We start from the raw sequence: 19,977 nt of genomic DNA on the forward strand, positions 1-19,977 counted from the left end.
TAAAAATAAAAAATACTTAAAAAATAAATAGAAATAAAAAGGAGCGATAAAATGATAACAAAAATTGCAATCTGTAATTTGGCATTGGCGCAGTTGGGGCAGGCGTCTATTTTATCCTTGGAACAAGATGATGAGCGCGCCCGAAGATTAAATTTATTTTACGAACCGGTGCGTGATGAACTTTTACGGACACATCATTGGGCTTTTGCCAATGCTTGCGAGCCGCTTGCTTTGTTGGAGGTTAAACAGGAAACCCAAGAAGGTTTTTGCTATAAATATCCCGCAGATGCGCTTTTTATACGCCGCGTATTTGAAGACCCCCGCAACCCCCGCCCGCTGCCTTTTACGGAGCGTTTTAGGCGCGATTTACATGCACGCGTGTTATATGTGCCTACGCAATCAGCCTATGCGGAATTTACCCGCCGCATTGCGGACGAAAACCTGTTTGACCCGTCTTTTGTCAAAACCTTTTCGCTTGCTTTGGCGTGCGATTTGGCTATTGCACTGACGGGGGACAGTCACTTAGCGCAACAATTGATGCAAAAATATACGGCTAGTCTCGATGAAGCCCGCCGTTCCAATATGACGGAAAACTATTGCCGTACGTCTGCAGAAGATTCTTTTACGGAGGTTCGGTAATGGTTTTTCATCATTTGCAACCGTCTTTTTCCGGCGGGGAAGTGGCCCCGGCGTTGCATGCCCGCAGCGACAGCCCTTCCTACGGCAGTTGGCTTAAAACCGCGCGTAATTTTTATGTACACCCGCAGGGCGGGGCTTCCAACCGGCCCGGAACGCTTTTCATGGGAAGCGGAAAAGGGAAATGCCGTTTGATTCCTTTTGTGTTAAGCGAAGAGGAAGCATATGTATTGGAAATGGGAGAAAAATACTTGCGTGTTTTTACGGCGGCAGGGCAACTGTTAAACGAGGACGGCTCCGTATATGAATTGTCCGTCCCTTACGGAACCCATGAAGTATCGGCCGTCCGTTATGCCCAATATGAACAGACCCTGTTTTTAACGCACCCCAATCATCCGCCCAAAAAATTGGTGAGAGTTTCCGCCGGACAATTTGAATTGGTGGATCTTCCTATCCGCTACGGGCCTTTTAAGCCGACCAATACCGACGAAACCCGCCACCTTCGTTTGGTTAAATATCACGAAACGGTAGTTTCGCAGGGGGCTTGCGCCACTTGTGCCTTTTTGCCCGAAGTAGATGCCCGCTATTTCGTGCAGGCTTATTTTAAGGGGGAACTGTTTTTTTCCGGACGAGATTTCGGCTTGGATTTATCCTTTCTTGTCAGCGAGTTTAACCGCCAATACGCCGCACAAGGCTGTACGGCTACCCACTTGGGAGGAGTGATTAAAATTACCTCTCCGGTCGAAACGGGGGGCGATTGGAACGGGGTGGAATTGGTGCTTGAATACCGAAACAGTTTCGCGGGAAGTGCGGTTTGGACGGTAGTACAAACCTTATCGGGCGGAGCCAATCGGGGAAGCGAAGTGCCCCTCGGGGAACAAAAATACTTATTGGAAAGTGATTTTGATATCTTTTCCCCGCAACATATAGGGGGGCGTTTTTCCTTATTGCACCCGGTGGAAAGCCAATTTTTAACGGGTACGCTTGGCTACGAAGATATTTCCGGTTCCGTCAAAACAGCAGGGGATTGGCGGTTGGTTACTGCGGGGAGTTGGACGGGCTCTTTGGCTTTGGAAATATCTCAGGACTTAGGAGCCTCTTGGCAACAAAAGAAAACTTTTTCGCGTGCCGAGGGAGAAGAAAACCTCTCTACCTTCGGGCAGTTGGACGATACGGAGGGTATGTATTTGGTACGCTTGCGGGCTTTAAGTATTGTCGGCGAGGCGGCTTACGAGTTGCAGGCGGAAAGTTTCCTGCAGGAAGGGGTGGCCGTGGTACGAGATTTTATTACCCCGCGCCAAGCCGCCGTGGAAATCGAGCGTGAATATGGAAACGAAGATTGGACGGTTGATTGGGCGGAGGGGGCATTTTCGCCCAAAGCCGGATATCCCGCCTGTGTGTTTTTTTATCAAAATCGTTTGGGGCTGGCCGGAACCAAAGAGGAAGGACAAACCGTTTGGTTTTCTAAAACGGGCGAATTTGCCAACTTCGGCCATGCCCGTGCCACGGTTCGGGAAGATGATTCCTTTTGTGTTACGCTTGCCGGCAAAACACTGAATGCGATTCGTTCGGTAATGGTATCGGGGCGGCTGTTGGTTTTTACGGCGGGGAGCGAGTGGAGTATTTCCTCATCGGGGGCACTTACCCCGTATAATGTGCAGGTGGAGCAACTGGGAGAACGAGGCTCGTTTTCCACTCCGTGTATATTAGTGGGAAATCGCGCCCTTTTTGTGCAAGCCCGCGGCGGTGTGTTGCGTGATTTCGTTTACGATTATAACTCCGCTTCCTACACGGGTAACGACCTTACCCTCTACGCCAAACACCTGTTTTTTCATCAGGAAATTACAGATATGGCCTATCAGCAAGAGCCGGATAATTTGGTTTGGTGTGTACTTTCCGGCGGGAAGTTGGCCTCTCTTACCTACTTGCCGCAACAAAATCTCTGCGCGTGGACACACCATGAAACGCAAGGGGCATTTAAGAGTATTTGCGTTGTTCCCAACCGCGGATATGATGAAGTGTGGCTGGCGGTGGAGCGGGCAAACGGATACTGTATAGAACGCTTGGTACAGCGTTTGGCGAGCAAAGAACCGCAAGACCAATTGTTTTTAGATTCCGCCGTTTCACGCAAAGGTACGGAAAGTTTTACCGAAATAACGGGGCTTTCGCATTTGGAAGGGTGTTCCGTAGGGATATTTGCCGACGGAAACCCGCTGGGAGAACAAGTGGTGTTAAACGGGAAAATTACACTTCCGCGTGCCGCAAATTGCGTCCATGCGGGCCTGACTTATGCGGCCGAATTACAAACCCTTCCCGTAGTATTAGAGGGTTCAAACGGCACCTTGGCCGATCGCCAAAGAAGGCTTGTATCGGTAACCGTTAAAATGCTGGATAGCCGCGGCGGACGCATCGGCACCCGCGAAGAAGCATTGGAAGAAATTTTACAACGGAGCGGAGAAAAATGGGGGGAACCTATCCCGCTTAAAACACAGGAGTACAGGTTAAATGTATCTGCGGTTCATGGGCTGACACCCGGTGTTTTATTCAAACAAACCGATCCGTTGCCCGTTACGATATTAGCGGTGGTTTCGCGTTTGGTATAAGCCGAAAAAAAGGGGCTTTCGTTTCTGCCGAAAGCCCCTCAAAAAACAAGATACTTGTTAAACGGCGGACGGTAACGGTTCCGCAGGAGTAAACCGCAAACTTTCAGCCATTTTTTGGGCAGCAGAAGTATCTTCTTCGCCGCCGAATTGGATAGTAAGCAGGAAGAAGTTTTGGTTGTTGTCATGCACGGCGGTCAACCAAAAAGGCCCGTTGGCTCCGTTATTGGAGTAGATGCGTCCGGACACATAATGCCCGGGTTTTCCGTCAACCAAAATTTGTTTTTCTTCCGCAATTTGAAATTGGGGACGTTGCTTGGCCGTATCCAAAATTTCATAAAATTCTTGGAAGGGCGGCTCGTCGTTATCAATGTCCGTTTGGCGTGCGAGGAAGGCAACTGTCATTTTTTGATTTTTAGAATCTTCGGTTTTTTTCAGGGCGTTCATATCCATGCCCGCCTTGAAGGAAAAATCATCAAAATTTATCCACTCGGAAAAATCCATCCCTTCATACAAATCTACGCTGATTCCGTAGCGCGGATCGGTGTAGGTGCTTACCCCATAGGTCGGGGGTTGTTGTGCGTCGTAGCGGTCAATCATGCCGCGGAAAGGGCTGATAATCTTATATACACCCCAAGCGGCGGTACCGATAACAGCGCCCGAAAAAAGTACCGTGCAGATACCCGCCAAAATGAGCGGCCATTTGTTGCTGCTTTTTTTAAGAATAATCCAAATTACCTTAAAAAGCAAAAAGAAAACGGCATACACTGCTACCGCGGCCACGAGTAACAAAATAATAAGTGTTGTCATGGTAAGACCTCCTTTATAACTTTCCTATTATTATATTTTTTTATGACATTTTTGTGCAAAGAAAATAGCATTATTTTGCGTCGTGCCCGCGCGGGTGACGGTATCCGTCTGGCGTTAAAACTTCGTCGGGCAGACCGGTTGGAATTAGCCTCTTCCTTCCCCGAAAAAACACCGCAGGAACTGTTGGAAGATTTTATAGCGAAATCTGTATTTGCCGTATTTGCTTACGAAAAAGAGGAGCCTGTTTTTTTAGGAGGGCTTTATCCAACTGTTTTATTAGGAAAAACTGCTTGTGTATGGCTACTGACGGGGCAGAGTGTAGAAAAGCGGAAAATCGCTTTTGTAAAAATGATTCGGTTGCTATTGGGGTGGCTATGGGCCCTATACCCCGAACTATATAACTTTACCGATGAAAGATACTTGCCCAGCCTGCGGCTGATTTCGCGATTGGGCGGTGTTTTTAACGGGGAGAGCCTTTCTTTTCGGGATACCCGATTTTTATATTTTACTTTCAGGAGGAAACAATGGGAGCAATTATCAAAACAACGGGGCAAAAAGCCTCTACCGCTTTAAGTTTATTGGGCGGTCAAAAAAGCGAAGCCGATTATTATAATTCGCTGGCGGCCGATGCCGATTATCAAGCCGGTTATACCCGGCGTGCCAACGAACGGCAAAACAGGTATTTGCTTAAATCGGCCGCATCGCGCAGTAAAGAAATTTACGAAACTTACCGCCAAACGCTCGCTTCGCAAAAAACGGCCTTGGCCGCCGCGGGCAGGGGGAGTGCTTCGGCTACGGAACAGGCTATCTTAAAAAACAGTCGGTTGCAGGCATTGCTTGACGAAGAATCCGTTCGTTCCTCGTTCCAAGACCAACTGACCGAAAATAATTTAGCCGCCGCCGAACGGGTGCGCGGGCTTAGCATTACGGCGGAGCAATACCGCAAAGTAGCCAAGGAAAAAACTTCTTTGTGGACGCTGGGAAGCAACTGGCTGACAATGTTAAGCAAGGAGTAAAAATATGCCTACAGTACCTACCTATACCCGCCAAGAAAATTGGCAAGTTCCTTCCGTGGAAACGAGTGCTTCTTCGCCTGTCCGCCTGAAGGAAGCCTACCCGAACAACCTTTCCCGTACGGGAAAACTGCTTTCCCAAGCGCAGGAATATTGGTTCGGAAAAGATAAAAAGGGCCGTTCCTCTTCCCCCAAGGAAGTAAACCTTTCGGCCCAAGAAACGCAAAATGTTTCTTACGAGTCGCAAGTAAATATGCGTGCGGAACTTATAACGGAAGCGGAAAAACAAGTGGCACAGGACGGCTTTTTATCCGTCGAAAAATTAGATGATTTCGCACGCCGGAATCTTTCTCCCCAAGAGGCAGACGGTTCTGCCGGACGCGACTATTTGGTGTTGCGCCAAACTGCGCGGAACGATTCCTTGCGCCGCACGCGGGAAATCAGTAAACAGGGGGCGGAAACGGAGGCCCGCCTGGTACGCCAGGTGGGGGCGCTCGTTCCTACGAAAGAAGCCTTAAATGAATATCTGTCCATGCAAATTCCCGCGTACGAAGCACATCTGCGCCAGACAGGAGAAACGGAAGAAAATATCCGCTTGTCCGCTGCAAAATTGCGTACCCAAACGCTGGCGCAACATATCCGCAGAACTTTGGGCGTAGGCGATTGGCAAACGGCAGAGCGTGTTTTTTCGGAGAACCGAGAAGGATTTTCCGTTTCCGTGCAAGCGGAATTGTCCGCTAAAATTCGCACCTCTTTTGCACAGGCCCGTGCGGAAGAATTATGGGGTGATGCACAAAAGGATATTTCGGCCTCTGTTGACGAAAAACTCCGCTTTTGCCGGGCCCGTTTAGACGAAAAAGACCCCGAACTGAAAAGAGCCGTCCTGGTCGAAGTAACCGGGAAAGCAAACGAAGAAAAACAAAGGGAAAAGTTGGCCTGCTTTTCCGTGTACGAAAAATTGCTCCGGGGAAGTAAAGAAGAAATAAAACCGATTCTCTTGCTGGGGAAATTAGGGGAGGTTGAACTGAAACAGGCGGTGGAAGTAGCGGGAAATTTATTTCGACTTCCTTTGCGCCCGAACGAAAAAAACTTTGTGCGATTATACTTTCGCGGCTCTTGCCAAGAGATTTTTAGTGCCTGGCGTGCCCAAGAACTATCCGCAGACGAGTATTGGTTGTTGCAGGCTGTCCGCGCACGACGGGAAGCCCTTGGGGCAGATGAGCAAGGTTATTTTTTATACACGGGGATTACCCAATTTTGTAACCGCCAAAAATATGACTCGCCCACCCTGTGGCGGGTGGCAAAAGCGGTGTTAGGCGGCGGATTATTTACCGAAGAGCAAGTATCCGCTTGGGAAAAAATCAAAAAATTATTAAACCACTAGGAGAAAAAAATGACAGTTTCCATGCAATTAACCAAACGCATTTATCAAGGCAACGGAATTACGCGACGGTGGGACGTGGACTTCCCGTTAGTATCTTCACAAGATGTGCGTATCCGTATTGTTTCGCCCGAAGGAACCGAAACGGAAGTGTCGGGTGATTTTTCGTTAGATTTGCTGACCCGCACCCTTACCTATCCTACCTTGGAAAGCGGCAAGGAGCCGTTGCAAAGCGGTTGGCGTTTAACTGTTTTCCGCCAAACGCCGCTCACGCAGGAAATAGACCTTATCCGCCAAGGGGAATTGGACGCGGAAGTGTTAGAGGAAGGATACGATAAATTGACTTTGATGGTGCAGGAGTTAAACGAAAAAGTAAATCGCAGTATCAAGTATCCCATTTCCACTCAAGAGCAAAATTTGGATACGGAACATTTCCTGAATAACATTTTGAGAGCCAAAGAGGGGGCTTTGTCGGCGGCGGAACAGGCTGTTTCTTCCGCCGAAGAAGCGCGGAAAAGTGCTGCCAACGCACAGGATACCATTGCGCAGGTAGAGGTACAAATCAGCGAGGCCGCTTTGCAGGGAAAGCAAACAGTCTTGCAAGCGGGGCAAGAAGCGCAAGAAAGAATTTCTGCTCTGGGCGAGGAAGCAAAAAAATCGGCTCAGGAAGCAAAACAGTATGCCGAAAAAACAGTGGCTAAGTGTATTGGGGAAGTATTCTATTCGCAAAGTTCATCGGAGCAAGATAACCCCGGAGCTTTGCCTTTGTTTACCGGCGAGACTGTTTCCTCTGCCGAAACGCTCTACCCCGATTTTTACCGTTGGCTAACCCAACACCCGGAACTTCAAACCACACCCGAAGCGTATGAACAGGCATTAAACACTTTTGGAGAGTGCCCCTACTATGTGTTGGCGGAAGGTTCCTTGCGCTTACCCAAACTGGCGCACTTTATCAAAATGGCAAATACGGCGGAAGGAATCGGGCAAAGTTCGGCGGGGCTACCGAATATCACGGGCAGTTTCAGCCCGGGTTCCGGAACCGGGTTTTCAAGTAATTTTGCAAGAGACGGTGCGTTTACATCGGGAGGAGCCTCTCACGGCAATAAACTGAACGGAACAAACGGAGAAGGGGACAGCGTGGGATTTGATGCTTCTATGTCTAACCCGATTTACGGCAGTTCTTCCACGGTAACGCCTGCTCATACCACTTTGTATCCGTGGGTGGTGGCTTACCACGCCGGCCAAGAAATGTACGCCACGCAAGCGGAAAAATGGAACGAATTATTAAACCTCAAGGCGGACATCTCTTTAGAAAATCTGTCTGCCGAAGGCGCGGAGCAAGCTGCCGCTTTAAGTATGCCCGGCGAAAGGTTTGAAGGGTTAAACCTGTTGGAAAGCGCAAGCACTTACACCGCTCCCGCTTGCGGATATTTTCAACTAACCATACAGGCGGTGGCGGCGGGGGAATATATACGCCTTCAAAATAATACGGCAGGCGGTATTTCCGCCGGAATGAGTGCCGCTTCGGGGGGCGTGCTGCTTAGTGCCTATGTACCCGCGCAAGAAGGGGACTCCGTAAGCGTATATTATACCGCCGGCGGAGTAATACACGCTTTTCGTTTCGTTTACGCACGGGGAAGTCAGCGCGTTTAACTTGATAAAAAATCCCCGGCCTTTTGGGGCCGGGGATAAAATGCAAAGCAAAAATTAGAAGTTGGTTACTTTACCGTTCGTAATGGCTTCGCAGTATTTTTGACCGACCGCTTCCGAATAAGTGCAGGAGCGAACATAGTTAAAGGATCCGTCGGTCGTATCGGTTACAACCGTTCTGAGGTAGTATTTACCTTTAGTCATGTCGCGTTCGGCTTGAACGGTTAACACATTACCGTTGGAGGTAAAGGTCATGATAAAGTTGGTTCCGCCAAATTTGCTGTCGGATTTGCGTTTGGGGATTTCCACATCTAATTTGGCAAATGCATTGGCGGTGGGCCACTCATCTTTTTGTAAGCGGTATCTTTCCGCCGCGCCGGCAATGGAACTCATCAGGGTTAAGGCTTCGGCCGAGCGGGATTTTTCTACCGCCGTGGTGTATTGCGGCAAGGCTACCGCAGATAAAATACCGATAATGAGAACAACTACCAGTAATTCAATTAACGTAAAACCTTTGTTCATGGTATTCTCCTAGTTAAAATAAGGGCAAACCCTGTTAATAGTATAGCAAAAAACAAAGGAAAAACAACAAAAACAAATAATAAAAACCACCCGAAGCCCGCGGAAACGGACGGGCGGGGTTGCAGAAGGAGTAGGTATGATTACAAAAGTACAAAGTTGGGTATATGTGTTGTCCGTTTTGGGGGCGGTGGTGTTTTGGGCGGTCACTATGTACGGCTTGCCGCCCCGTGTTACCCGTCTTGAAGAACAAATGAAGGAATATGAGCGCGGAAGAATCGCTACCGAAGTGCGCCAAGCCATGATTTTGGACGCCGTCACCCGGATAGAAAACTTTATTCTCAACCGGCACGGAAAAGAGTAGTTCTCGGTTTAGAAAGCGAAAAAACGGAAGGATTTTGGAAAACTCAAAAGTGTTTTCCGTATATAAAAACAGGAGGAAATAAGATGAGTGAAATTGTAAATTGGGTTACGGCCAATGGGGAAGAACTGCTGGCCATTTTAGGGGCACTTGTATTGGCAATTAGCGGTATTGTGAAGTTAACTGCTACCACCAGGGACGACACGGCCTGGGCCAAAGTGCTTAAAGTGCTTTGTGCGCTTTCTCTGGTAAACCCGGACGGGTCTGTCGTGGGAAAGAAGGCAAATTGATGTGGCACACTTTAGGACAAGTGGCTTTGACGGTAGGGGCGGTATGGATAATTTCCGCCCTTGCCGCCCGATTGGCTAGAAAAGAAGAAGAACTAAAATACAAAGAGCAAGAGGAAAAAGGATATGAAATCGTCCGTGAAACGCTTACTGATGCCGGCGGCCTTAACCGCGGTGCTTGCCTTGAGCGGTTGCGCGACCATAAAGGCCAATAGCGCGGCTATTTGCCGGATACGGTTTGATTATGCCGACAAAGGGATAGAAGGGCTAAATTTGCAGAATTTACGCGCCCTTGTGGCTTTCAAAGAGGTGTGCCGTAAGAAGTAAAGGCAGTTTGTATTCTCTCTTTGCCAAATAAAAAACCCCGCTTGATGCGGGGTTCTAAATATAAGCCAAGAGGGGCTATCTCCTTCCGGTAAAATTCCTGACGGAATTTTCCTGCAGGCCGGACTCGCGGTTTTTGCCTTTCGCCGATAAAAATCTAAATCGGCTCAAACAAAAACATCGCTCCGTCTTTCGATCCCCCCACGCGCATAAAGCAGTTTATGCGCTTCAGCCATAGATTAGAAAACCCGCCTTTCGGCGGGTTTTAAATCTAAGCCAAGAGGGGGGATCGAACCCCCGACCTACCGCTTACGAAGCGGTTGCTCTACCAGCTGAGCTATCTTGGCAAAAACGGGTTAATAAATAACTTCATTTTTACAACAAATATATTCTACAAAAATAAAACCTTCTTTGCACTAAAAACTATTTTGTTTCGTCTAAAGAAAGTAAATTAAGGGCTTCGCGCTCCAAGGCAAAAAAGCGCGGATTTTGGCGGTTTTTTTGCAAAAATTCTTCTTCTATTACCCCGTCGGGGCCTTGGCGGTATCGGGATATCCACTCCAACGCTTCTCGGGGATTTCTTTCCATAAGCGCAATGCTGGTTAAAAAGGCATAGGTGTCTGCATTGACGGGATCCGTGGTCAAAGAACGCTTAAAAGATTCTTTGGCTTTTTCCATGGTTTGGGTGGCTTCATTACGCAATAAAAAATGTTCTTGCGCCGTTGCCGCTTGGGAAGCCGCTTGGGCTTTGTGCAAGGCCATGGCGTAAAACAGTTGCCCTTTGCTTTGGTGTAGAAGCGGGTGATTGGGGGCGTGTTTTTCCACGGTCTGAAAATCTCTTAGCGCCCGTTCATAATCATTGGCGGGGAGTTTTTTATCTCCGCGGGCGGGCGAGAAAAACTTATTTAGTTGAAAAGTGGTGGCCAAGGTGTTGGCACGGTATTGGCGGTATTCGGTTTGCAGAGGGTTTAGGTCAATGGCTTTTGTAAAAAAACCAAGAGAGCCTTCGGCATTTTGACGCATCACCAAGGAAAGACCCAAACTGTAATAATGATTGGCCTGGAAAAAATTGTAACACAGGGTTATCGGCAGTAGCGTTAGGAGCAGAACTCCCGTGGCCCAAGCATTTTTTCCCGTCCAGGCCAAGCGCAAAAGTACATATCCCGCCCCGGCGCAAATCCCCAGCAATACTCCCCAAGAGACGCTTATCAAAATAAACTCTCCCAAGTTTGTTATGCCCAGCGAGCGGGTAATCATATAAAAAAGCGTAATCGTGCGGTAGGCGCAGTAGGCTACGGCACCCGTTAACAGGAGGCGTAGGATAACCAACACGGCCCGCGGAGAAGGCTGATTTTCCGGCAAGGGGGAAATTTCTTCCTGCGGTTTGGAAAGAGCGAGTAATATACCCAAAAATAAAGCAAAGAAAAACCCGCTGGACGCAAAGCGCAGGCTGATATCTACCCAACTATGCACAAACATACCCCAAGCGGCACAGATAAGGCCCAATAAGTAAAAATTACGCTCTTTTTCTTCTTCCGTTTTCGGGGTTGCATTTAAGCGTTTAACGGCGATAAGCAAGGTAGAAAGTATGAACCATAAAAAGATAGCCAAGCCCGCCAGTCCGGTAGTGGCGGCTTGTTCTAAAAGTTCGTTTTCGGCGTGTTGGGTTTCGGTGTTGTGGGAACTTTCTATGTAATAAATTTGCGGACGGCGATAGTCCGGATAAATAACCTTAAAACTGCCCGGCCCCGTGCCCAAAACAGGGGAATCTTTTACCATTTCAAATGCGCCCAACCAAGTATGCGCGCGGAAACTGACAGACTGAAAGCGTTTTGCCGTATAAAAACCGGCTAATATCACGGTGCAAAACAAAAGCACGGCGGCCAATATATTAACTTTCTTTATCTGCTTTTTAGCCTTTGCGGACAAGCGGTTGGCATAGAGCATAATTCCGCCCGCCACCATAGCGGCATAAGCCACCCAGGCCCCTTTACTTTCGGTAAAAAAGAGCCCTGCCGCGCCCAACGCAAAAAGCACAAGCAAAGATTTCTTTTTGGTGAATAAATAAACGGCTCCCGTAATGGCAGAAGCAAAAATGACAAAATCGCCAAAAAAGTTCGGGTTGGCATGGGTAGAAAAGACGCGCTTAGTGAAAAAGCCTCTCCAAGGCATCGGATCCGCCCCCGGGAAAAACCCGTCTATAATTTGCAGGCCCGCGTAAGAAAAGGATATCCAGGCCGCCGCCAAAATAAATTTGAAAAGCGTGCGGACATCTCTTAAAGTAAGTTCGGTAGCGGCCAGTAAGGTAACGGCTCCGTATAATAAAATGCGGGAAAATTCCTCGGCGGCTTCCAGTTTATAAGGAGCAAATAAAAAGGACAGTATGTTCCACCCCAAATACACCATAACGGGGAGGATAAAAGGTAAATTGCGGCGCGTAAAAGGATTTTTGTGTTGGGTAAGAATTAAGGTTCCCCAGCACCCGAGCAGTAAAAAAGCCCCTACTTGAAAGAGGGTCAATTTTACTTGGGCCGTGTCGTAAGTAGCGGTGAAAAAAGACACGCTGACCAATAACCCCGTCCACCCCAGAAGGTGAACGATAGCCTTGTGTAAAAAGCAAGAGAAACTGTTTTCTGTTTTACCGCCGACAGAAACAGCGGTTTTTTTCATGCGTTTAGCGGACATAAGTATATCTTAACAAATTTATTTTATGTCCCGCAGAGAGCGTTTTTATAGAAAGGATTTTTACGGAATTTTTAGTTCCCTGCACAGTTCCGCCCCGGTGCGCGTTTGGGCTTCACAACTGATGGGCCCTCCGTCAAAAGGATAAAACAAGGAGTAAATAATATCCATACCTTCGCTGCGGGCTTGAGCGGTTACTCCGCCCGGTTGCAGGATAAGTTCAAACCCTTGGCAAGATAATTTTTGCGGGTTGATGCGTTCGCAACCTTCGTATTCTTCTTGCCAGACGCGCGGATCTCTCCCCGGAAGGGCGGCCGTTTGCTGTTGTTGGCGGGCGGCGTTATCCAAAGAAGTAAGCACGCGGGATAATTGAATATGGCGGGCTGTTTTTTGGTATTGGGGCAAAGCCACCAATGCCAACAAAAGCAGTACAAACACAACCGAAAGCAAAATAGAAATTACCGTGATAAGGGTAAGGGAATCTTCAGTTTCCTCTTCAATGCTGCCGGGGTCAAATTCGGCCTCTTTGGTTATTACGCGGCTGCGTGCCACGCGGTCGTGCAAGGTGCGTTTTTTCTTGTCAAAGGCGGCAATAAAGAAACCGAAGTAAAAAGTAACATTGGTAATCAGTTTGGAAAGTATCCGTTCCGTAGCCTGCCAAAAGGAAAGTTTTTTCCCTTTTTTATCCACTACTTTTATGCCTACGATAATTTTACCCAAACTGGCTTGTAAAGGCGAACTTTCCAGTAAAGCATAATAAAGCCACACAATTACCAGTAAAACGAGCGATGCCGTAGCCAAATTGAGCGTTTGGGCAAACACCCAAAACAAGATGACAAATACGGCTAAATCAATTAAAAATGCGGTAAACCGCTTCCATACGCTTGCATACATAGTTTCACCCCCGTAAAACTGCTTACTGATAGTATAGAGGTAAAAGGCTTTTTGGCAAGAGAACTAATATAAAAAAAGAGGGGAGTGAGAGGTCTTTAGAAAAAATATCTTGTATAAAAATAAAAGGTTTGAAGAAATTTTTTGATATACTGAAAGTAACAGGGTTGTGAGGTTATACTTAAAATGAAAAATAACAAGGCTTTTACTCTTATAGAAATGTTAACGGTGGTGCTGATTGTCGGCATTTTGGCGGCGGTGGCGCTTCCTCAATATGAAAAATCGGTTGAAACTACTCGCGCTTCCGAAGCGATCAGCATGGTGCGAAATATTCGTGATGCACAACAAATTTATTATATGTCCAACGGCAAATATTCCTCCAGAATTGAAGATTTAGATATTCATGTACCGGGGGAAAGCGGCGGCCAAATTTCCGGCTCTACCCGCAAGAATACAAAGTTTTTTTCTTACGGGGCTTTGGTAACGGACGGCTCGATTAACCACTTGGCGGTGGGAAACCGCTTGCCGTTGAGCAGTATGTATAGTATTTTGGCCAAAGAGGACGGCTCTCTCGTTTGCAAGTATTACACCACTAAAGGCTCCAAAATCTGTGAAAATTTAGGGGTAGAAAAATTGACCGGCCCTTATTATTCCATACAATAAGAAAACTCTTTTAACAAAAACCCCCGCCGAAAAGCGGGGGTTTTTGTTATCCTTGGGTGTTGTCAAAATGTTGTTTGTTAATGAACATTTCCGATTGGTCGGTCGTCCAATTTAGTTGCTCTTCCAACTCTTTGGCGGCGCGGGGCATATCGGCATCATCTTTTACATAAATAGCTTTAGCATAAGTAAAAGCCGCTTTCCCAAAGGGGAGAGGAATACGCATTTTATCCCAAGAGCGTACTTTGAATTTATGGCTCAACGCAGAACCTACAGGGATAATCGGCAGGCCTGTTTTTTTAGCGAGGAACAAAATGCCGTCCTGCACTTTGTAGATAGGGCCGCGCGGGCCGTCCGGCGTGAGCATGGGGCTGTATCCTTCGCGCACGGCTTGAAGTAAATGGATAAGGGCTCTGGCCCCGCCGCGGGAACTGGAACCGCGCACCGCGCGCATACCGAATTTGGGCAAGCAACGGGCGATATATTCCCCGTCGCTGGATTGGCTGATAAGCGCGGCCACTTTGTGTTTGCGGTAGGGGTATAACAAAAAGAGTTGTTGGTTATGCCAGATGGCATAAATAATGGGTTTGCCGGAACTTTCCAACTGTTTGCCTTCGTCCGTTTTGAACCAATAGACGCGGGTCGTCCAGCCTAAGAAAACGGAATACCAGTAGGCCAGCGTAGAACCGACGGCATGTTTCCAGTCATTGTGTTGTTTGGGGGCGGAAGATTTTGCCATGATTATTTCTTTCCTTTTTTGCGTTTTTGCCAAGGCACTAAAAATACCGTCGTGTAAGCAGGGGTAAAAGCCCCGTCGGCATAAACCAAATCTATTTTATCTGCGTTTAATTTGCTCAGTAATATGGGCAGGGTCTTTTCGGCTAAATTCTTTTCCAAGCGTACCGATTCCCGCAACAGTTTCGGCGGCGCCGCGATGCCGAAGGGGGGGAGATAGACAAATTGCGGTTCCAGCGTGTCGTACTCCTCTTTGGTGGCTTGTTCTTTTACTAAATCGGTAATAAAGGTTACGGCGTTTTTCAAAAATTCCAAAGCAATTGTGCCCGCCACAATGTTACGCGGTTCCCCGTGGGCGCGGGCTTCTTGTAAAAAGGGTTCCAATTTGCTGCCCAAGGTTACCGCGCAAGCGGAAAACATTTCTTTATGGATAGAACTGTCTCCGTCCAGTTCCCAGTGGGCATCTTGGTTAAATTCGTACACTACGCCCGGATCCAAGAGAGCAAAAGCCGACAGAATATATTGGGTTACTTCCAACTCGCTGGAAAACCCCGCTTGACGCAAAAGTCCTCCGCCGCGCAAGAGTTTGCGCAGAATTTCTTTTTGGCGTGGGGAAATTTTGAAACGTTTAATTTTTCTCATAAGTGCCTTCAAGCATTTCGCGTAAATTCCCTTTGGAAACTTGCGTAAAACATTTGAACGGAGCCTCCCCGAAGGAAGGCTCCGTGTAAAAGCATTAGTTCTTTTTGCTTCTGCGGGTGCGTTTGATTTTGGTTACTACTTTGCCTTGCGGCTTGGCAGTTTTTTCCTTCACAACCGCTTCCACATTTTCTTTAGTGACGGGTTTGGCCTTGTTGGGGTTGGAACCGTCATTAAGTTCACCATGGCTCCAGGTATATACCAAAGGAGTGGTCAGTGCAATCGTACTGTACACACCGGACAGACAACCTATAAGCATGGCAAACGCGAAGGAGTTAATCACTTCGCCGCCGAAGAAATACAGCACGGTAAGGGCAAAGAGCACCGTTAACGTGGTGATAATCGTGCGGGAGAGGGTTTCGTTAACAGACAAGTTAATCAGTTCCCCGAAACTCATTTTGGGGTGCAGGCGGATATTTTCGCGCATACGGTCGAAAATAACGATGGTATCGTTGATGGAGAAACCGGCCACGGTTAAGAAGGCCGCCACCACTACCAAGTCAATTTCGCGTTGCGTAAGCGAGAACGCTACCGCCATGACAAACAAGTCGTGGAACAAGGCGATTACGCCGGATACGCCCCACAAAATGTTGCTGAAACGAAACGCTACATAAATGATGATGAACACCAAGGAAAGCAAAATGGCCCACAGGGCTCTTTCCGTCATGCTTTCGCCTACGGCCGGGCCAACGGAGTTGGTTTGTTCCACCGTGTAGGGTACATTTAAGGTGTCCAAGGCTTTTTCAATGCGGGTTTGTACGACGCCCACTTCGTCCGCGGTGCTTTTTTCGCTAATGGCGAAGGAATTGTCCCCAAAGGTTTGAAGTTCGGAGTTGGCACCCGTGGCGGCTAAGGCTTCGCGCACTTGGGCAATTTCTACGGGAGCAGAAAATTTTACCTGTACCATGGTACCGCCGGTAAAATCAATGCCCATGTTAAATCCTTTGGTAAAAAAGCAGATTATACCGCCGATAAGAAGCACGGCAAACAAGGTGTAATAGGCTTTTCTGTACTTAAGGAAATCAATGTTTGTTTTGGGAAGTAAGTGCATCATAAACTGATCTCCTTGGTGTTAGAAGTTAAAACAAGTTCGTAAATCGCGCGCGTTACAAATACGGCGGTGAACAAACTGACGAGTAAGCCGATAATAAGCGTTACGGCAAACCCTTTCACCGGGCCGGTGCCGAATTGCAACAAACAAGCACCCACGATAATGGTGGTGATGTTGGAGTCAAAAATGGCAGACCAGGCTTTGTCATAACCCAAGTTAATGATTTCGTACACCGGTTTACCGAGGAGTTTTTCTTCGCGCATACGTTCGATGATAAGTACGTTGGCGTCAATAGCCATCGCCAAGGACAAAATCATACCCGCAATACCGGGCAAAGTGAGCGTGGCGGAGAAGTAACTCATAATGGCAACCGTCAACACAAAGTTGAGTAACAAAGCGATATCGGCAATAAACCCGGCCGCTTTGTAGTAAACGAGCATGAAAATCAAAATGAGCACCAAGGCATAGAACGAGGCGGAAAGACCCGATTTAATGGAGTCTTCACCCAAGGTCGGCCCAATGGTTTTCTTTTCGATGATTTTTACCGGAGCAGGCAAAGCACCCGCTTTCAAGACGATAGAAAGTTGGCGGGCTTCTTCGGCGGTAAAAGTGCCGGAGATGCGGCCGTCTTTGGTAATGCGGGCTTGTACCACCGGAGCGGATTGGACGGTATTATCCAACACAATGGCGAGTTGTTTGCCGATGTTCGCACCGGTTAACTGACCGAATTTTTTGCTTCCTTCCGCGTTGAAGGTAAAGGCCACTTCGGGATAGCCGTTTTCGCCCATCATCACGACGCGGGCATTTTCCAAATCCGCACCGGTTACGGTGGCGGTATCGGTTACTAAACTGTAGCCCCCGTCTTTATTGCGCATGATTTGGTAGCCGGCAGGCACCAATTCGGCAATTTCGGGAATTACATTTCCGTTTTCATCGAAGGGTTTATCGGTATATTCCAATTTTTCAATGGCTTTTTGAGCGGCGGCCGTGTCGTTTTTTACAATGCGGAATTCCAACATAGCGGTTTTACCGATCAGTTCTTCCGCGCGTTGCGGATTGGACACACCGGGCAACTGCACCATAATCCACTTATCGCCTTGTTTGGTGATAGAGGTTTCCGCCAAACCGTATTGGTCAATGCGGTTGCGGATAATTTCGATGGCGCGGGCCATGGCTTCGTTTAAGGGTTCTTTGGTGTTTAATTTGGCTACTTCCAATTCCAACAGCAAACTGGAACCGCCGCGTAAATCCAAGCCCAAGTTCAGCATCCGTTTGGGGCGTTCGCCCAAGGTATCTAATTTCTCGCGTTCGGCGAGCGGTTTAGAATACCATTTGTAGTTGGGGTAAATTAAATACAAAGACCCCAGTAAAATGGCGATGATAAGTCCCCACTTTACGGCTAACTTATTAGACATTACTTAGCTCCTCCTTCTTTCGCAGCAGGCTGCAAATCGTTTACAAGTCCTACGATGGCGGTTTTCAGCACGGTTAATTTTACCGATTCCGCAATTTTTACTTCGATTGCGTTATCCTTAAAACCGGCTACCGTTCCAATAATTCCACCGGGGATAATTACCTGGTCTCCTTTTTGAAGTGCATTTACTTTTGCCATCAGTTCCTGTTCGCGTTTCTTTTGGGAGCGCGCAGGCATAAAAATAACGATGAACGCAAATGCCATCATCAGTAACCAGAAAATCATTCCGCCGCCTTGGGCAGTCGTTTCCATATTACGTCCTCCAATTAAAAATAAAAATACACATTGTTATTCTAGCATATTTAGCCCGTCCTAGGCCGAAGAATTTTAAGAGGCGTTTTGCGGGTTTCGGCCCTGGGTTTGGCTGAAGATAAAAAAGGCCTCCGTCCGGAGGCCTCTTAGGCGGTTATTCGGTAATAAAAGTGGTCATCAGTTTTAACAAAGCCCTATCCTGCGGCTTGCGGGAGTTTAAGGGCATAACATATTTGTCTTTTTCCGTAGTGATGACGGCGTAATCTTCTTTGATGTCAAACACACTTCTTTGGGCTTGCGTATCAAATAAACTATGGCCGAAGAAAGCCTTGGGCTGCGGGATATTAAGTAAGTCCAGCACCGTGGGGGCGATGTCCAGTTGGCTGGCCAAGGGACTATCCGTCAGCGGGGCGGTGATTTTATCTTTCGTTAAAATAATGAAAGGCAAATTGTCGTATTGGTTCTTATCATACGGTTTGAATAAAGCATTGGTCGGCGTATTGGAGTAAGAAGGGTGGTCGGGCGTGATAAGAATCAGGGTGTTTTCGTCAAAAAGCCCTTTTGTTTTCAGGGTGCTTAAAAAACGCTCCACATCTTGCCCGAAGCGTGCAAAGGCGCGGGGCAAAGTGGGGACGCGGTAAAACTCCTCGTCTATTTCCCGGTAGGAGTGGTCTAAATAATCTAAGCGGCCTAAGGGGACATGGGAATCTACCGTCAGCAGGGTAATGAAAACAGGGTTATCCTTTTGTTCTTCCAAATACTCAAGGGCATAGTCAAAAAGTTTGCGGTCGGTCAGCCCCCACCAGTTGATATAGTTTTTGTATTCCGGGCGCGTTTGAAAATAAGTTGCCCCAATCACTTCCTCAAACCCTGCATCTTTGAACAGGAGATGTTCGTTCATGTAGGTTTCGTTGGCTCCGCGCAGGAAGGCGGTTTTGTACCCCTTATTTTTTAACAGGCGCACAAAAGATACGGGGTAGCCGTTTTCGTAAGAAAGTTGTGCATAGGGGTGCGAAGTGAAGATGACGGATAAGCCGTACAAGGTGGACAGGGTAACATGTTTCAGCGAAACGGACGGATTTTGCTCGTATAAACGGTCTAACTCTTGGGTGGCTTGCGGCGGAATAAGCGGATTGAAATGGTGCAGGTATTTGTTGGAAAGCGATTCGGCCGCAATCAAAATTACGCGGGTGTATTTTTTGCCGACAGGGGTATTTCGGGCGGAAAAAACATTGTATTTTTCGGCCAGGTCAGCCACTTCTGCTTCCGGCTCGGCAACCAGGTTTGCTTGGGGAATATCGGCCAAGACGGCGTTTGTGGTGTAAACCACAGAGGGGGGAATTAAATAAGAAGTATAGAAATGGTTGGGTGCGGGCAGGAGTTTTAACGGGTTTAATATAAAAAGGACAAATAACCCCGCCAAGCAAAGCCCCAAACGGTGGCAGGCCGTTTTGCGTGTGGCGGGTACAAAAAAGCGTTTTACACAAAAGGCACAGTAGAGAGCTACCGCACTAAAAAACCCGATCACGCGCGGATCTAACAGGAACCCGTAATCGCCGCCTTCCATGGTGTCTAAGTATTTGGCACCGAAACGTTCCTTAAAGTACCAAAGCAAAATCAAATCGGCAATCAGCGTTAAACAGTACACAAATTGAGACGCGCCCACGAACCACTTGTTTTTAATTCCCAACAGGTTGATACAGGAAAGGAGCACCCCTAAAAACAAAAATTCGCACGCCAGTTTAACAGTTTCGGTGGCTAAAAAGTTCGTCCAGGTAAGGCAGTCTAACTGACTTAGACCGAATAAACATAACAACAGGGCAGGCAAAGAGGCCACCAATAAAAATTTCCAATCGTTTTGAAAAGGGGAAAAGAGATATTTTTTAAGAAAATTCATAAGGGGTATCTACTCCTCAATTTGATATAATATTATATCTTAATTCAAGGACCTT

At 47.6% G+C, this 19,977-nt stretch carries 20 protein-coding genes and 1 tRNA gene; 10 read left to right on the plus strand and 11 right to left on the minus strand.

Features of this window, described 5'->3' with window-relative positions; translation table 11 throughout:
* Positions 1 to 51: 51 nt before the first annotated feature.
* Positions 52 to 639, plus strand: a complete 588-nt coding sequence (locus E7027_05480) for a hypothetical protein (GenBank protein ID MBE6421560.1) — start codon at positions 52 to 54, stop codon at positions 637 to 639.
* Positions 639 to 3,239, plus strand: coding sequence for a hypothetical protein (locus E7027_05485; GenBank protein ID MBE6421561.1), 2,601 nt, complete (start codon positions 639 to 641; stop codon positions 3,237 to 3,239). The genes E7027_05480 and E7027_05485 overlap by 1 nt, the downstream gene beginning before the upstream one ends.
* Positions 3,240 to 3,296: 57 nt before the next feature.
* Here the strand turns inward: E7027_05485 and E7027_05490 are convergent, their stop codons facing one another.
* Positions 3,297 to 4,046, minus strand: coding sequence for a hypothetical protein (locus tag E7027_05490; GenBank protein ID MBE6421562.1), 750 nt, complete (start codon positions 4,044 to 4,046; stop codon positions 3,297 to 3,299).
* A gap of 42 nt (positions 4,047 to 4,088) precedes the next feature.
* On the opposite strand from E7027_05490, the gene E7027_05495 reads away from it, so the two are divergent.
* The 4 genes from E7027_05495 to E7027_05510 are packed head-to-tail and all read left to right on the plus strand — an operon-like array spanning position 4,089 to position 8,093.
* The gene (locus tag E7027_05495) at positions 4,089 to 4,619 is read left to right on the plus strand and encodes a hypothetical protein (protein ID MBE6421563.1); all 531 of its coding nucleotides are present in this window, start codon (positions 4,089 to 4,091) and stop codon (positions 4,617 to 4,619) included.
* Complete coding sequence (locus E7027_05500; protein MBE6421564.1) at positions 4,571 to 5,062, plus strand: hypothetical protein; 492 nt, start codon at positions 4,571 to 4,573, stop codon at positions 5,060 to 5,062. Before E7027_05495 ends, E7027_05500 begins: the two co-directional genes overlap by 49 nt.
* Before the next feature lie 4 nt (positions 5,063 to 5,066).
* On the plus strand, positions 5,067 to 6,443 hold the full coding sequence (locus tag E7027_05505) for a hypothetical protein (protein MBE6421565.1): 1,377 nt from the start codon (positions 5,067 to 5,069) through the stop codon (positions 6,441 to 6,443).
* 9 nt (positions 6,444 to 6,452) lie between these two features.
* On the plus strand, positions 6,453 to 8,093 hold the full coding sequence (locus E7027_05510) for a hypothetical protein (GenBank protein ID MBE6421566.1): 1,641 nt from the start codon (positions 6,453 to 6,455) through the stop codon (positions 8,091 to 8,093).
* Positions 8,094 to 8,147: 54 nt separating this feature from the next.
* On the opposite strand, the gene E7027_05515 is transcribed toward E7027_05510, so the two are convergent.
* Positions 8,148 to 8,612, minus strand: a complete 465-nt coding sequence (locus E7027_05515) for a prepilin-type N-terminal cleavage/methylation domain-containing protein (protein ID MBE6421567.1) — start codon at positions 8,610 to 8,612, stop codon at positions 8,148 to 8,150.
* Positions 8,613 to 8,748: 136 nt separating this feature from the next.
* On the opposite strand from E7027_05515, the gene E7027_05520 reads away from it, so the two are divergent.
* The 3 genes from E7027_05520 to E7027_05530 all read left to right on the plus strand — a co-directional run bounded on the left by E7027_05520 (position 8,749) and on the right by E7027_05530 (position 9,472).
* Entirely contained in the window at positions 8,749 to 8,973 is a 225-nt protein-coding gene (locus E7027_05520; protein MBE6421568.1) for a hypothetical protein, read from the plus strand.
* An 83-nt stretch (positions 8,974 to 9,056) separates the two neighbouring features.
* Positions 9,057 to 9,260 (plus strand): hypothetical protein, encoded by a 204-nt coding sequence (locus tag E7027_05525; protein ID MBE6421569.1) that lies wholly within the window; start codon positions 9,057 to 9,059, stop codon positions 9,258 to 9,260.
* A complete protein-coding gene (locus E7027_05530) occupies positions 9,260 to 9,472 on the plus strand; it encodes a hypothetical protein (GenBank protein MBE6421570.1) in 213 nt (70 codons plus the stop codon). The genes E7027_05525 and E7027_05530 overlap by 1 nt, the downstream gene beginning before the upstream one ends.
* A 383-nt stretch (positions 9,473 to 9,855) precedes the next feature.
* On the opposite strand, the gene E7027_05535 is transcribed toward E7027_05530, so the two are convergent.
* The 3 genes from E7027_05535 to E7027_05545 form a co-directional block, all read right to left on the minus strand.
* Positions 9,856 to 9,928 (minus strand) — tRNA-Thr (locus E7027_05535).
* Positions 9,929 to 10,004: 76 nt separating this feature from the next.
* Positions 10,005 to 12,266 (minus strand): hypothetical protein, encoded by a 2,262-nt coding sequence (locus E7027_05540; GenBank protein MBE6421571.1) that lies wholly within the window; start codon positions 12,264 to 12,266, stop codon positions 10,005 to 10,007.
* 60 nt (positions 12,267 to 12,326) lie between these two features.
* Entirely contained in the window at positions 12,327 to 13,157 is an 831-nt protein-coding gene (locus tag E7027_05545) for an RDD family protein (GenBank protein ID MBE6421572.1), read from the minus strand.
* Positions 13,158 to 13,340: 183 nt separating this feature from the next.
* On the opposite strand from E7027_05545, the gene E7027_05550 reads away from it, so the two are divergent.
* Positions 13,341 to 13,817, plus strand: coding sequence for a prepilin-type N-terminal cleavage/methylation domain-containing protein (locus E7027_05550; protein ID MBE6421573.1), 477 nt, complete (start codon positions 13,341 to 13,343; stop codon positions 13,815 to 13,817).
* Between the two features lie 46 nt (positions 13,818 to 13,863).
* On the opposite strand, the gene E7027_05555 is transcribed toward E7027_05550, so the two are convergent.
* From E7027_05555 to E7027_05580, 6 genes are all read right to left on the minus strand, one after another.
* A complete protein-coding gene (locus E7027_05555; GenBank protein ID MBE6421574.1) occupies positions 13,864 to 14,553 on the minus strand; it encodes a DUF374 domain-containing protein in 690 nt (229 codons plus the stop codon).
* Positions 14,554 to 14,555: 2 nt separating this feature from the next.
* Positions 14,556 to 15,191, minus strand: coding sequence for a hypothetical protein (locus tag E7027_05560; protein MBE6421575.1), 636 nt, complete (start codon positions 15,189 to 15,191; stop codon positions 14,556 to 14,558).
* A gap of 94 nt (positions 15,192 to 15,285) precedes the next feature.
* Positions 15,286 to 16,302 carry a protein translocase subunit SecF gene (secF, locus tag E7027_05565; protein ID MBE6421576.1) on the minus strand — a complete coding sequence of 339 codons (1,017 nt, stop codon included), beginning with the start codon at positions 16,300 to 16,302 and terminating at the stop codon, positions 15,286 to 15,288.
* Positions 16,299 to 17,714 carry a protein translocase subunit SecD gene (gene secD / locus E7027_05570; GenBank protein MBE6421577.1) on the minus strand — a complete coding sequence of 472 codons (1,416 nt, stop codon included), beginning with the start codon at positions 17,712 to 17,714 and terminating at the stop codon, positions 16,299 to 16,301. Before secD ends, secF begins: the two co-directional genes overlap by 4 nt.
* Entirely contained in the window at positions 17,714 to 18,025 is a 312-nt protein-coding gene (gene yajC, locus E7027_05575; GenBank protein MBE6421578.1) for a preprotein translocase subunit YajC, read from the minus strand. Before yajC ends, secD begins: the two co-directional genes overlap by 1 nt.
* Before the next feature lie 154 nt (positions 18,026 to 18,179).
* Positions 18,180 to 19,922, minus strand: coding sequence for an LTA synthase family protein (locus E7027_05580; GenBank protein ID MBE6421579.1), 1,743 nt, complete (start codon positions 19,920 to 19,922; stop codon positions 18,180 to 18,182).
* Positions 19,923 to 19,977: the final 55 nt, after the last annotated feature.

This window comes from Elusimicrobium sp. (assembly GCA_015062115.1).
Lineage (GTDB): Bacteria > Elusimicrobiota > Elusimicrobia > Elusimicrobiales > Elusimicrobiaceae > Avelusimicrobium.